Source organism: Sphingobacteriales bacterium (assembly GCA_016700115.1).
Lineage (GTDB): Bacteria > Bacteroidota > Bacteroidia > Chitinophagales > UBA2359 > UBA2359.
The window spans coordinates 1028469-1042700 of the sequence record CP064999.1; the positions used below are offsets into that span (position 1 = coordinate 1028469).

Sequence of the window (14232 nt, forward strand, 5' to 3'; positions counted from 1 at the left end):
CTGCCTTAAAACCGGCTAATTCAACTGTAGTTGTAACCGCTTGATCAACTCACTAATTGCAGGATTGTCAAGCAGCATTTCCTTTAGCTGTTCATTGGGCGTATAGGCAGGTAATGTTTTTTGTGAATCGTCTGAAGTAGGTTTGTTAATCTGCCAGTCAATGCTGTACTGACGAGAACCGGTCTTTTTTTGTAAATACCTTAAAAATTTAGGAGCATCCTCCTTCATTAGTTCTTTTTGTACTTCAGAACTTACACAAATCAGGATAGAAAATCCCTGCAGCAAGGGGGTTATCTGTTCAAACAAGGTTCTAACCGAGCCTAATTCTATTTTTTGGCTGTATTCTTGCCAGCAATTAAGCATAGTGGCTTCATCTCCTTGATCCTGAGTATAGGCTTTTTGCTCTTTTTCGGTCAAAGAAACGTCTGTTTTGGCATCCTTTACCGGTTCCCGCTCGTCGGTTTTAGCCGGTGTTTCCAGTTTTGTATTGTGCAACTGGCCCATGCTAAATTTAACCGTTCCGGTTGTTACATAATTTTCGGTGTTTTCCTTTACCGTTCTGACCGGATCGTTTTCGTTATACAAAACCGCAGGTTTGTCTTTCGCCGATTCGTTTGTTTTGGGTTCTTGTTTTTCTTTTTTGGTAAATTCCACAGGTGTTTTTAAAATCAGTGAAATTTCCCCGTTGTTTGCCTGAAGTGCAACATTGCCGCTTCCCTGATAGTTGCTTAGTTGAACGGCGTTGGCAGCATAGCACATTTTTAGCAGGAACAACTCTACCTGTAACCGCTTATTTTTACTGGTTCTGTATTGAATTTCACATTCATTGGCAAGGTTGAGCGCACTTAACAACAACGACATAGGAGCTAATTGAGCCTGAGTCCGGTATCTATCTTTCAATCCTTCGGTTACATCCAGCAAAGAAAGGGTTGCCTCGTCTTTACAGACCAACAGGTTTCTGAAATGAGCGGCAAGACCGTTGATGAAATTATCACCCTCAAAACCTTTGCGCAGAATTTCGTCAAACAGCATCAACAATCCCGCAGCATCCTGAATAAGCAGGTAGTCGGTTGCTTTAAAAAAATAGTCATAATCCAACACGTTAAGTGCTTCCAATACTTGTTCGTAGCCAATTTTTCCTTCTGAATAGCTGGCAATACGGTCAAACATAGAAAGTGCATCCCGAAGACCTCCGTCTGCTTTTTGTGCAATAATATGAAGGGCATCCACTTCGGCAACAATTTGCTGGTCTTTGGAAATCTCGAGCAAATGTTCCACCATGTCCTGAACCGAAATCCGGTTGAAATCATAAATCTGACACCGTGAAAGTATGGTAGGAATGATTTTATGTTTTTCGGTAGTTGCCAAAATAAAAATGGCATAAGAGGGGGGTTCTTCCAGTGTTTTCAAAAAAGCATTGAAAGCAGCAGACGAAAGCATGTGAACCTCGTCAATGATGTATATTTTGTATTTACCCGATTGCGGGGCAAACCGAACCTGCTCGATAAGATTGCGAATATCGTCAACCGAGTTGTTGGATGCTGCATCCAATTCAAAAATATTGAAAGATGCCGATTGCGAAAAAGCCGTGCAGGAAGGGCAGGTTCCGCAAGGTTCCGCTTCTGCCGTTGGATTTTGGCAATTGAGCAATTTGGCCAAAATACGGGCACAGGTAGTTTTCCCAACTCCCCTCGGCCCGCAAAACAAAAAGGAATGTGCGAGTTTGCCGGCTTTAATCGCATTTTTCAAAGTAGTGGTTACTGATTTTTGACCCACTACATCGCCAAACAATTGGGGGCGGTATTTTCGTGCTGAAACAACAAAGCTCATCGGAATAGTATAAAATGCTTTACAATGCGCCAAAATTACCAAATAAAGTGATAACGGAATAAGGATAATCCGGTATTTACCTTTTTTACTCCGATATTAGCTGTGAAAGCAGCAATTAAATGGGCTTGGTCCGATTCTAATTTTAAAAAAACACAGTACCGTTGTTTTTACCTGCCCTCTGTTTGAATCTCTTTTCAAACAACCTTGTTTCCGTGCATCCGCAACAACCAACCAAGATGTCCGGTATGCGTGCCCTCGTGCCTGATGCAATGGTGAATAATCATGCGTTTTGAGTCGCTGCCGCCAAATTTAATTCCTAAATGATTGGGTTGGTCAAGTTCTTCCGGTTGAACCGACTTGATTAATTCAAGACTTTGAAGGTGCATGTCTTTAAATGCCTGAAATGCTTCTTCATAAGAAGGCATCTCTTCCAAAGCAGGAAAAGGAGCGCCGATGCTGAAAAGGTCAAACCATTCCGGCACATCAGAATCATGGTTGCCTACTGCTTTTAACACTAAAAAATATTCAGCCCAAGCCAAATGGGCAACAATCCAATGAATGCTGTTGGTGGTAAAGCCGTTTACTTCAAATCGTTTAGAAAAATCAAGCCCCTGAGCTTTGTGTAGGTAATAATTGGTCAGAATTCGGGTACTGTTTAACACGTCGGCTAAAATTGCACTTTCACCGGTTGCCTGCATTGTCATGTTTTATGATATTGGTAGTTTAATAAAGTAGAATCCAAAAACAAAGGTTTCCTGAAACATTGGTCTGAGAAAAGAACTGTTTAACTCTCAAAAGTACAATACCTAAGTCGTTATACGAGCATAAGTTTAGAACTAAATCAGACATAAATCATGCCGATTTACCAACTCGTTTTGTCGGAACTTCGTTTAGTGGGTCTTCAACAAGACCAATAAAATAACAAGTGCAATATCAGGCGTTTCAATAACTTCCTGACTAATGGTGATATTCTATCTTTTGGATAATGTTCTGTCCGATCTGAGAGCCTTGTATTACGCCTTTTTCAATGGCTTTTCTGTAATGAATACCCCCATAAAGCCGTGAAATAGCGGTTTCGTTGGCTGCATCCATAAATGAATCATAACTTCTGGGAGAGCCGTCAATATCGGTTCTGCTAACATGTGTTGAGTCGGTAAAAGCATAATTGTTGCCAAACATATCGGTAAGAATGGTGGCCATGGCTCCGGTTTGAACAGAATGTCCGGAAGTATATTCGGGGAAAGGAGGCGTGGTGAGCAAAGTTGTGTAATCCGGATCAATATACTGTTTAATATAGGTAATCGGTCGCAACAAATTGAAGAGGTATTTACATCGCCAACAGGAGATGAAGGCATCGTTAATCGCCATTCCCACTTTTACATAGGTTTCGGCGGCCAAACCGAGATTGGCATTCTGTTTTCTCAAAACTTGAGTCGTGATAGAAATAGAATGGCCTCCCGGTGTGCCGGTTTTACCCGGATCGTCGCTCCAAAACTGTGCAATAAGGGTTTGTTCGGCAGTCAGGTTCTGACCGGTTTCATACACTTCATAGGCTTCCTCATAAAAAGCAGAAGTCGCCTCTGTTGAAAAAGGAATCGGTGCTTCGGGTTGAGTTCCGGTAATATTATCAGAAACAAATGGCCGCACATCGCCCCAATATGGTTGCATGGCATTTAAAAATGCGGGAGGAGTAGGAACCCAAAACCCGTCTCCTACAGGGGGTATGTAAGAAGCAGGAAAATTGCTCGTATAACCTTGGTCTTGCCCGTCTGTTACGGAGTAGTTATAAATTTCGTCGGCCACAGTTTTCCCATGTGCCACAGAGCGGTCAAAGACCTCAACGTCAACCCCTGCCGATAAGGATTGCTCAACAGCCAAAGATAAAGAATCGATGCGTGTTTTGTTTTCGTCGGTTGCATTAGGGTATAGCTTTTTCACAATATCTGTTAAACAGCTATTGGCAACAATTCCCCAATGGTATTCTTCGGTAGAATTGGGTTTTGAAACTGCCGATTGACTTAAACCACTGATCTGGCCTGCCAAAGAATGAAGGTGGTCAGAGCCGCCAGCCACTGATTCATAAAGAGCAATGCCTGTATAAGCATAGGCGCGAGCTGCTACAGGAGGAGTAAAGCCCGCTGTTTCTTTGGTGAGTTTACGGGTAAGGTCAAACCATTTATGGGCAACTTCGGCGCTAAAGTCTTCTGTTGTATCAAATTCGTTTTCGTCTTCTTTACATCCGCTGACAAATGCAATGGCAAACAAAAGGAGTAAAAAAAGAAGACCGGAGGATAAGTTTTTCATAGTTGAAAGATTTTGGAGTGATAAAAATTTTAAGGAGATTGCAGGGGAAAATTGTCTTCTGAAATAGAAAGATGTTCCTTTCAAAGGATAGGTAAATATAACGAAGAATGATTCCGTCCGGAGAATTATATTTTAAAACGTAAAGTTACCTAAAAGTGAATATGAACGAAGCCTAAACTCTCTGATAATTGAGGAATTTATTTTTGCAATATCAAAGATAATGGGAGAGTGTAAGATAATAGTTTTTATTTCAGTAATAGCTGGCATTTCTATACAAAAGTAGTATTTACCAGTTTTATGTATCCAGTTAAAGAAAAAATTATTACATCCTGAACACTCCGTATTGGTTATCACTGTTAATGGGTACATTGTTGACCACAGCCAGACAAAAACCCAAGACATTCCTTGTTTGACGGGGGTCAATTATACCATCATCCCAGCCTTGCGAAGTGGCATAAAAGGCATTTGATTGTGCCTCCACTTCTTTCATCAGATATTCGCGCATTTGTTTGGCCTGTTCTTCATCAACTTCACCGCCCATTTTAGCAACCGATTCTCTTTGCACCATTTCCATAACCCCGGCCAATTGTTCGGGTCCCATCACGGCTATTTTATGATTAGGCCAGGTAAACAGAAAACGCGGCGAATACGCACGTCCGCTCATTCCGTAATTTCCGGCTCCGTAAGAAGCCCCTACCATTATGGTAATTGCCGGCACACTGCTGTTTGATACAGCATTTATAAGTTTTGCCCCGTGTTTGATAATGCCTTCCTGTTCGTATTTTGAACCAACCATAAAGCCCGTAATATTTTGGAGGTAAATGATTGGCGTGTTATTCCGGTTACAGAGTTGGATAAAGTGCGCCCCTTTGTTGGCCGATTCTGAAAACAATACCCCATTGTTTGCAAGAATCCCAACCGGATACCCATGAATATGGGCAAAACCTGTAACCAGCGTATTGCCATATTCGGGTTTAAACTCGGCAAATTCAGACCCGTCAGTAATACGGGCGATTACCTCGCGCATATCAAATGGTTTTTGAGCACTTGCGGGAATAATGCCGGCCAACTCCTCGGCACTATACCTGGGAGGAGAAATCTGTGCCGGCGGAATAAACCCGGGAGTTGCAGGTTTCAGATGAGATATAATTTCGCGGGCAATTTTGATAGCCTCAAATTCATCGGCTGCCAAATAGTCCGAAACCCCTGAAACTTTGCTGTGCATGTCGGCACCACCCAATGTTTCATCGTCAACAATTTCATTGGTTGCCATTTTAACCAAAGGCGGTCCGGCTAAAAACACTTTTGCCCGGTCTTTTACCATAATAATATAATCGCTCATGCCCGGAATGTAAGCCCCTCCGGCAGTGCTGTTTCCAAACACTACGGCAATGCTCGGAATCCCCTGTTTCGAGCGTTGTGTAATTTCTTTAAAGTTTATTCCCCCTTGTACAAAAATTTTTGCCTGTTCGGGAAGGTTGGCCCCCGCAGATTCTACCAGATTTATCATCGGCAGGTGGTTCTCCATTGCTATTTGTCCCACACGCAATGCTTTTTGAAGGGTAAAAAAATCAATGGCTCCGCCTTTATTCGTTCCCACATTGGCCGAAATCATACACAACCGCCCACAAACCAAGCCTATCCCTGCAACAACGGTACCTCCTGCGCCAAAACCTCCTTGTTTTAACCCAATCAGCGGCAACAATTCCAAAAAAGGCGAGTCTTGATCCAGCAACAAATCAATCCGTTCTCGGGCAAGAAGTTTCTGCTGTGCCCTTGCTTTGGCAATATGCTTTTCACTGCCCTGAAACCTGCTTTCGGTAAGATGTTTTTCTAACTTCGACAACAGTTCGGAAATATATTGTTGGTTTTCGTGGTAGGCAGCGCTACCGGTGTTGATACGGGATATTATCACAGACATTTTATCGCAGGTAATTTGTTGGTGGTTGTTTTCAATTATGTGTCACCTCTCCTATATGCCACTCCCTCAGAGTGGGTTGGTATCTGTCACCTCTTCGGGCTATATTATTTGCTTTTCCTTAGAGGTTTAGCTGTCTAAACTTCGACCACAATCAATACAATTTGTCTTGGTCTTATATCTTTCGTCTTAAGTCTTCAATCTAAAATCGTAAATCTAAACTATTTTGCCGGCAAAACTTTCCCGCTAACTTCACCAAAGCCTATTCTCAGTTTGCTGCCGGGATATTGTGCGTATCCTTTCATAATGACCGTATCTCCGTCGGCTATAAACTTTCGCTCTATTCCATTTGGCAAAATGAGGGGCTTTGTTCCTCTCCAGGTCAACTCAAGCATTGAACCGAAAGAATCGGAAGAAGCTCCGCTGATGGTTCCCGATGCCAACATATCGCCGGCGTTGATGTTGCACCCGTTGATGGTATGGTGTGCCAGTTGTTGTTCCATTGTCCAATAGAGGTGTTTATAGTTAGAACGGCAAATTTCGGTAGCCGCTTCTCCTTCAGGCTGCAACATAACATTTAAATGGATATCAACCGCTTTTGCCCCTTTGTACTGAAGATAGGGCAAAACGGGCGGATTTTGTTCGGGTGCAGGCACTCTGAACGGTTCGAGTGCATCTAAAGTTACTATCCATGGAGAAACCGAAGATCCAAAGTTTTTACCCAAAAAAGGGCCAAGCGGCTGATATTCCCATTTTTGGATGTCTCTTGCCGACCAGTCGTTAAACAATACCAAGCCAAAAATAAAATCATCGGCTTCTTCTGTGGAAATGCTTTCGCCCATCGGTTTTCCCTGACCGGTAATGAAGGCCATCTCTAATTCAAAATCAAGTAATCTGGAGGGACCAAAAACAGGAGGCTGACCGTCTTGCAGTTGCATTTGCCCTTTGGGGCGGCGAATGGAAGTTCCTGAAACGACAAGAGACGAAGAACGTCCGTGATACCCAATAGGCATGTGCAACCAATTAGGCATCAAAGCATTGTCGGCCCCTCTGAACATAATGCCCACATTAGTGGCATGTTCTTTACTCGAATAAAAATCGGTATAATCACCTACCTGAACAGGAAGATGCGGCACAACTTCATGAATGTAAAACAACACTGTTGCCCGATGAGATTCATTGGTTTTCAACAGGTCGTTTTCAATGTTAAACAAGTCTGACAATCGTTGTCGTACTGCTCGCCAAACCGGTTTTCCCAATTGCAAAAAAGCATTGAGTGTAGTGCCGGAAAAAATGTTCGGATCAAGATTTAAGGAATTAAAATATCCTAACCCTGCCAGTGCAGATAGATCTATCACCGTATCTCCAATAATAGTTGCCGGACGGGGTTGAAGGTTTTTACTATCTGAAAAAACGCCAAATGGCAGATTCTGAATGGGAAAATCACTGTTGTCAGGTACAGGTATCCACGATCTTAGCTGAGGATTATTGGCAGGTATGGAAAGGGGCATCTTGCTTTGTAGATAGTGAAGCGTAAAAGTAAAGAACCTGCTGCAATGTTTTTTGTTTTTATGCCGCTAAAGTATCAAATATCCCCAATAACAAGCCATGAAGCAGGCTTACTAATTTTATCAGGAAGCTGGCAATCTCTGATTTTTAGGAAATCCTGATGTTTCAAAAGACGAGTTTTTGTGAAAAAAAAACACCGGGCTGCATATACTGATATGAGTTCCATGTTACTAAAATTGTATCGTTTGCGCGAGCATTATAGCCCCAAACAGGCTGAACAAATTCGCAAACAACTGTAAAAACCCGGAATTGGCGTTGTATTCGCGGCAATGGGTAGAAAAAACGATTAACAATCTGGAAAGTATATACCGTCTTAAAAACCATAAATGATTTTAGGATTAAGGGCTGCCTATCATTTAAATATAAGAAGTTTGAATGATAGCCCCTAAAACCAAAAAAGGGCAACTTTAACAAGCTGCCCTTTTTTTAATGATATTGAAATCTTATTTACTCTTTGTATTCTTTTTTGGCTTCTTCCATAGTCGTATAGGTAAACCTCTCCGATATGATAACATTCACCCAATCTCCACCGATATAAGCAAACACACAATTTTTGTTGTCTTTTGAAGGAATTACCTTTATTTCCACATCTTTTTTTTCTTCATCCAGCGCATATAAGGCATATTTGCGGATATAGGGGCTATAAAATGCAAACAACTTGATTTTAGTAGCTTCGTCTAAATGTAGAAAATTAGGACCGGGATTTAAGCCCATATAATCAAAGTTAAAGTTGATGACCGCAGTGGCTTCCGATTCGTTGGGTGCTGTAGGAAACGCCTCTACGGGAATACCATAGTCGCCCAATTCTTCCTGACCTTTCACTAAACCCGGCATCAACCCTAACAGGGCTATCAAAACCAACACGCATTGTTTTACTGCTTTCATAAGCTATTTCAAGATTTGTTTATTGTTAAATGATACAAAAAATTGGTAAATGACTGTATGTTAGACATTTACCGCCAAATTCGTTTAACGAACCTATAGAAAAAATATTTTACCACCCCTTTAAAAAACTGCCCTTCCCCATAAAACAAAAACAGCCCCCGACAAAAACTGTCGGAGGCTGTTGATAAAAGGGTTTGTTAAGAGTTGATTATCCTACCGGTACGTAGTTCCACAAACTGATGGTGATAAAGCTTCTGCCGTTTCCGTAAGTGCCATAGAGCAGGTAAGTGTCTTTTCCGTTTGCTCCGGGAGTGCCTTTGATAACACCCATAATCTCAATGTTAAACACGGTGGCACCTCTTTTCAACGTAGCTTCGCCGGCACAGCCTGTTCCTTTAAGGGTTAGTTCTACCTGATCTTGTTGGTCGAACAAATCATCGGTGTAGTTGGCTTGTGTGTGGTAGGAAATTTTTTTTGCTCGCAAACCACACTCCTCAATAGACAGGGAGTTAACGTAACTCCCTGAAAATCAATACATTTTCACACCAAACCCGCTAAAAAATAACTGAAAATCGCTGAAATTTTCAAAAAACCCGTTTTTATTTCTGTTTTTTTCATTACAAGTAATGATGCTATTTTGTAAATTGTCGCACGCTATAAGGGAATTAAAACAATGGGGACAATTTTCAACTAAAAACCATCCTTCCATTTATTCATTTAAAATTAAAAAACCATGATGCAACATGAGAATTTTAAAAAGAACGGTTTCATTAGAACTTTGGTATTGTTCGTATCGCTTTCCTTATATATATGGGGGGGGGGGGTAATGTGTTAATGGGACAAACGCCCGTAATGTGGTTTGATTCGATTCCTGCCCCTGTATCAAACTATACTTTGGACAGCCCTTTGGAGATTTTCGATGATTTTGGCAACTCGTACAGCCTGGATGATGTTGCCCAACCAAGCAACAGGATGCAGTTGCTGCCCTGCGATTTTGACGCAGGCATGATAAACGGAGCTAACTTTAATTTTCAGGTTGATTTTTACGACCCTGTCGGATTTGGTTTTAATGCCGGAACTCCGGCTGCTGCTGCTGCCCGCGATGTGGTTTGTCAGGTGCTTACCGATTTATCTTTTATGTTGGATGCCAGCCCGATATGCGATGATAATCCCCCCACCCTGCGCATCCAAATACTACCTTCCTTTTATTCATGGTCAACAACCAGTTATACGCTCGGTAGAGCATCCGGCTATTACTACAATTTCAGCACTCCAAACGCCACTAAACCCGGCATAACGCACAACAGCGTATGGCGCACCATCAACGGAGGTGAAGACCCTACATCTTATCCTTATGTCATAGGTGATTTTTCTTATCACGGATACATGGAATTTAATTTCCACGAAAACATCAACTGGAACTTCGACATGAATGATATTACATGGGTGAACTCCTTTAATTTTCCCGACTTTTATCAGGTAGTATTACACGAGGTTATGCACATGTTGGGTATCAGTTCTTTAATTAACAATGACGGCAACAGTAAATGGCAACCTGTGGCAGGGTATGACCCGCCTGGTACAGGGCTATATACCCGGTATGACAAGTATTTGAATGATCTGGGTGACCCCGGCCTTCCTCTAATAGTTAATAACGACAATTGCTATGAAACTGTTTTTAATCAACCGATTGCTTGTCTAACTGCCGGTTGCGACAGAATCCGGTTTCAAGGACCATTTACACCATTTGCCGATTTATCAGTTTATAGTCCTGTTGCATGGGCGGAAGGCAGCAGTATCAGCCATTTTGGAAAAGATATTTATCAAACCGGATCCGAGTGCGATGCAATTCCTTATTTAATGACCCCTGCTATCGTAAACAGTACTGCCGGATTTGCCATACGCCGCCCCACTGACTTCGAAGTTGAAGCGTTATGCGCCATTGGCTACCGTGTAGAAGGCGGATATGGCGATGGCACACTGCCTTTTCATTCGGCTCAAAATGAAATCTATTTACCTGCTTGTGGACATATTGCTGCCGGTGTTGATGACGACGGTTTAAATTGCCACGATGGATTTCATTTCTCAGCCTGCGATTTTCCGTTTACCATCCTCATCAGCGATGTTTTAGCCAACGACCGAGGTGTGCAATCCACCTTAGACCCTGCTTGTATTGATGCTATTGTAGGTGCTATCACCTATACAGCCAATACCACATCTATTTCAATTATTGATGCTAGTTTAGGTTTTAATGTACTAAGCTATATACCCATAAGTGCTGCCACCGGAGAAGAAGCAAACACCACATTTATTTATTTTTTCGTTGAACATTGTTTGTTAAACTGTACTTATACTCAACCTTGCGATGTAGTATGCAACAGTACTTTTATTTACGACTGCCCTATCAATAATATACCCCAATTTACTTTACCTACTGCTTCCGGATTGACCAGCGATCTAAACAATTGTGCTACTTTTGATGGATGGCGTTCGTGTTTCGGAACGCCTAATTTTGTACTACAAACAACACTCCCCAACTTGGATTTTCCTTCCCCCGGATCTAGTATCGGTATGTGGTCTAATATAAATGGTGCAGAAGCTTTAATTGGAATGGCTGATATCACTGCCGGCCAACGATACATCCTTTCTTTTCATAGAGCAGTCACACCACTTTTCAACGTTCTTTATGGGGGGAGTACTCTAGACAACCTCTATGTACATTTGCTTAACGAAGCAACTGCTCCTTGTAATAATTCATTTAATATTCCGAATGTCATTCCTAACAGCCAAAACATCTATACCGAAACTAATTTGCCGCCACAAGGTTGGCAGCAAGCCATCAACTGCTTTACTGCTGATGACGATTATGATGCAATTCTGATTCATGGCAGGCAAAATACAGATAGTTCGCCTTACCCCTACTATCTTATAGACAACGTCAGCATCATGCCCGATACTTTTTTTGCCGGCGACACCACCATCAGCGTTTCTTGCTGCAATAGTGCTATACTGACAGGTGATAGTTGTAATGTCATTCCCAATGTGTTCTATACTTGGGAACTCCAAAATGCCGCCACCCAAGACTGGGAAATCCTCGAAGGGGAAACAGACCCTTTTTTGGTGAGTGAACCTGCCTGCGATACTTGTTGGCATTACCGGCTTATCCGCAATATTCTTACAGAAGAAACCGAATTTCCGGTAACCGGCAACTTCACCTGCCTTACCGATACTGCCCATTTTACCGTTTGTGGACAATGCTGTCCTCCTATTGCCATAGAAGAAATAAACAGTAACTCCACCTTACAATGCTGCTTAGACACCATTGGCTTTGCCCTGCAACCCGGTATGCCGCAAGTAACCAATAATGCTACTACCGATAACAGACCCGCTTATGTTGTTCCGGCGAACGCAACATGGACACCCACTTCTAATGATTTTGTCACACTCGGATTGGTAGCCTCCGGCGACCCCGTTTTATTGGATGTGGACATCGTAGTGCCTGCCGGGGTTACTCTTTTTCTGCAAGACATGCGTATGATATTTAGCCCGAACACCAGAATTATAGTCAAAAGAGGCGCACGTTTGTCGCTTAATTCCAGTCAGTTCCAAACCCATCTTTCCGGACTATGCAACAGCGTTTGGCAGGGCATACAGGTAGAGGGTCCCGGCTTGGGCATCCAACGAGGTTTTGATTCCGGCACGGGTTTTAACAATTTCGGTACGGTAATTGCAACTGTCCAAGTATTGATTGAAGATGCTATTATCGGCATAGCTACTCAAAACCTGCCAATTATGGATGTGTATGGTATTAGCTTAGTGTTCAACAATAATGCGGTTTTTAACCCGCAAAATTCCACAGCATACCCCACACTGACTGCCGTTCTTCTCACAGACTACCTGAATGAAGCAAGCGCTTTGGCTACTGCCGGCGGAGTTTGTATTGTTGCTGATGAGAGGGTAACTTTCTTGAATTGCTTTCATGGAATCAATCTGAGTTGGTTTAATAATTCTTTTAACGGACAACCCCGTTCCGAAGTGTTGAGGGCAAGCTTTATATCCGACGGCTTAAAATACCCGTTTTCAAATTTCTTTACACAACCAAGAACCGAAGCCGGGGTGTATATGCAAAACTACCGATCGGTAGAAATAGGCGAAACTGCAAGCTCGGCAGGCAATATTTTCGCCGGACTTAAATATGGCATCCGTGCCGAAGAATGCACACGAGTTGCCATCTATAACAATCAGTTTGATGCCTGTACAGTTGGAATTTCTGCCGCCACGGCCAGTATATACCCATTAGCGTCTCAATATACGGTGGTTAACAATCAAATCAACAATTCGCGTGTAGCGATGCAGTTTAGCGGTACTTCTATGGATGTTCTCCAGAACAGCATTAATACTGCTCCAAGCAGCGTTGGCATTATAGGCATCTTTGCCCGCGGATGCCTGTTCAATATCGAAAACCAAAACACCATCAACAGCAATACTTTTGGTTGTATCCTGATGAATACCGGACTCTTGCCCAACAGAATCCGCAACAACGATTTTAATAGTAATGCTATTGGAATATGGGCTTTTGGGAATAATGGTATTATAAACGCCGGAGGCGTTCAGATTACCTGTAATCGGTTCGACAACGGTGCCGTTGCCATAGCCACACAAGACTATGTAGTAAGCGGCACGGTCTTAACCGTTGGCAGTTTAGACAATCAGGGAGATTGCTTATTTGTAAACCAAAACCCCGCCGACAATGTATTCAACCAAAATCCGGGAGCAATAGGATTTGTTACCGACATCGTCGCCTCACAAACCGGTGGGACGTTTACCTACTTCCACCGTGCCGACATCCCGCTCGTTGCCCAGTTTACGCCTTCCATAACGGGCAATGTAACCAACTCACAGTGCACTACGCCACCTGATAGCCCCGAAGAAAACTGTGGGAACCGCGATTTGTTGGAAGACGAAGAAATAAGAGGCATTGAAGAACTATCGCTTTTAAACTTCGAAATGCTTCGAAAATCCCGCCACTACGAAGAAGAGGGAGATACAACAGCCGCCGTCAACCTGCTTGAAAGCGTAAACAACGAGTTTGCCCAACGCCTGCTATTGCAAAAATACATGGAGCAGGACGATTCCGCTATTGTCAATGCTACTTTGGCTGCCCTGCCCGCCGCTACGGAAGACCAACAACATTTCCAGCGAATAGCAGAAATACAATGGTCGCTGAAAAGCCAAAACCGAATCTATCTGCAACTGACTCCGCAGGAAGAAACCGACCTGCGCAACATTGCCACAGCCTACTCGCCCTCTGCCCATCATGCGCAAACGATGTTGCTTATTGCCCATGGCGAGGAGTACCCTTGCTTATTACCCGATTTTCCGGCTTTTTTAGATACCGCTTTGTTCAACCAAATTATCGGAGAAGGCATCAATTTCAAAAACAAACCAACTACCTCGGATATGTCTATCGGCTTATTGTACCCTAATCCCGCTCAAAACTTTGTATATCTGCAATATAGTCTGCCGCAAGAATCTCACGCCGTTTTCAGTCTTTACGATGCGGTCGGACGTGTTTTATACGTCAGTAATCTTCAAAATTCGGGACAAATGCAGTATGCCGTTGAGCATTTGCCTAATGGTATTTATTTCTACCATATTGCCGTAAACGGCAAACCTTGGTCGTATCATAAACTGGTTTTGGTTCGGTAAATATATTCAAATCGGTG

Annotated in this window: 8 protein-coding genes; 1 reads left to right on the plus strand and 7 read right to left on the minus strand. The window is 42.7% G+C overall.

Annotated features, from left to right (window positions below):
* Positions 1 to 15: 15 nt before the first annotated feature.
* The 7 genes from IPM47_03450 to IPM47_03480 all read right to left on the minus strand — a co-directional run bounded on the left by IPM47_03450 (position 16) and on the right by IPM47_03480 (position 8990).
* Positions 16 to 1830, minus strand: coding sequence for a DNA polymerase III subunit gamma/tau (locus IPM47_03450; protein ID QQS30021.1), 1815 nt, complete (start codon positions 1828 to 1830; stop codon positions 16 to 18).
* A gap of 194 nt (positions 1831 to 2024) precedes the next feature.
* Positions 2025 to 2534 carry a DinB family protein gene (locus IPM47_03455; GenBank protein ID QQS30022.1) on the minus strand — a complete coding sequence of 170 codons (510 nt, stop codon included), beginning with the start codon at positions 2532 to 2534 and terminating at the stop codon, positions 2025 to 2027.
* A 253-nt stretch (positions 2535 to 2787) separates the two neighbouring features.
* Entirely contained in the window at positions 2788 to 4134 is a 1347-nt protein-coding gene (locus tag IPM47_03460; protein ID QQS30023.1) for a vanadium-dependent haloperoxidase, read from the minus strand.
* A 322-nt stretch (positions 4135 to 4456) separates the two neighbouring features.
* Positions 4457 to 6055, minus strand: a complete 1599-nt coding sequence (locus tag IPM47_03465; GenBank protein QQS30024.1) for an acyl-CoA carboxylase subunit beta — start codon at positions 6053 to 6055, stop codon at positions 4457 to 4459.
* A 218-nt stretch (positions 6056 to 6273) separates the two neighbouring features.
* Positions 6274 to 7563 carry a fumarylacetoacetase gene (gene fahA / locus IPM47_03470; GenBank protein QQS30025.1) on the minus strand — a complete coding sequence of 430 codons (1290 nt, stop codon included), beginning with the start codon at positions 7561 to 7563 and terminating at the stop codon, positions 6274 to 6276.
* Between the two features lie 505 nt (positions 7564 to 8068).
* Positions 8069 to 8506 (minus strand): hypothetical protein, encoded by a 438-nt coding sequence (locus tag IPM47_03475; protein QQS30026.1) that lies wholly within the window; start codon positions 8504 to 8506, stop codon positions 8069 to 8071.
* A gap of 208 nt (positions 8507 to 8714) precedes the next feature.
* Positions 8715 to 8990 (minus strand): hypothetical protein, encoded by a 276-nt coding sequence (locus IPM47_03480; GenBank protein QQS30027.1) that lies wholly within the window; start codon positions 8988 to 8990, stop codon positions 8715 to 8717.
* Positions 8991 to 9358: 368 nt separating this feature from the next.
* On the opposite strand from IPM47_03480, the gene IPM47_03485 reads away from it, so the two are divergent.
* Positions 9359 to 14215 carry a T9SS type A sorting domain-containing protein gene (locus IPM47_03485; GenBank protein ID QQS30028.1) on the plus strand — a complete coding sequence of 1619 codons (4857 nt, stop codon included), beginning with the start codon at positions 9359 to 9361 and terminating at the stop codon, positions 14213 to 14215.
* Positions 14216 to 14232 lie beyond the last annotated feature (17 nt).

Excerpts from the sequence above, each read along its gene's own strand:
- fahA (QQS30025.1), bottom strand. The coding sequence starts at position 7,563 with ATGCCCCTTTCCATACCTGCCAATAATCCTCAGCTAAGATCGTGGATA.
- IPM47_03465 (QQS30024.1), bottom strand. The coding sequence starts at position 6,055 with ATGTCTGTGATAATATCCCGTATCAACACCGGTAGCGCTGCCTACCAC.
- IPM47_03485 (QQS30028.1), top strand. The coding sequence starts at position 9,359 with ATGTGGTTTGATTCGATTCCTGCCCCTGTATCAAACTATACTTTGGAC.
- IPM47_03460 (QQS30023.1), bottom strand. The coding sequence starts at position 4,134 with ATGAAAAACTTATCCTCCGGTCTTCTTTTTTTACTCCTTTTGTTTGCC.
- IPM47_03455 (QQS30022.1), bottom strand. The coding sequence starts at position 2,534 with ATGACAATGCAGGCAACCGGTGAAAGTGCAATTTTAGCCGACGTGTTA.
- IPM47_03450 (QQS30021.1), bottom strand. The coding sequence starts at position 1,830 with ATGAGCTTTGTTGTTTCAGCACGAAAATACCGCCCCCAATTGTTTGGC.
- IPM47_03475 (QQS30026.1), bottom strand. The coding sequence starts at position 8,506 with ATGAAAGCAGTAAAACAATGCGTGTTGGTTTTGATAGCCCTGTTAGGG.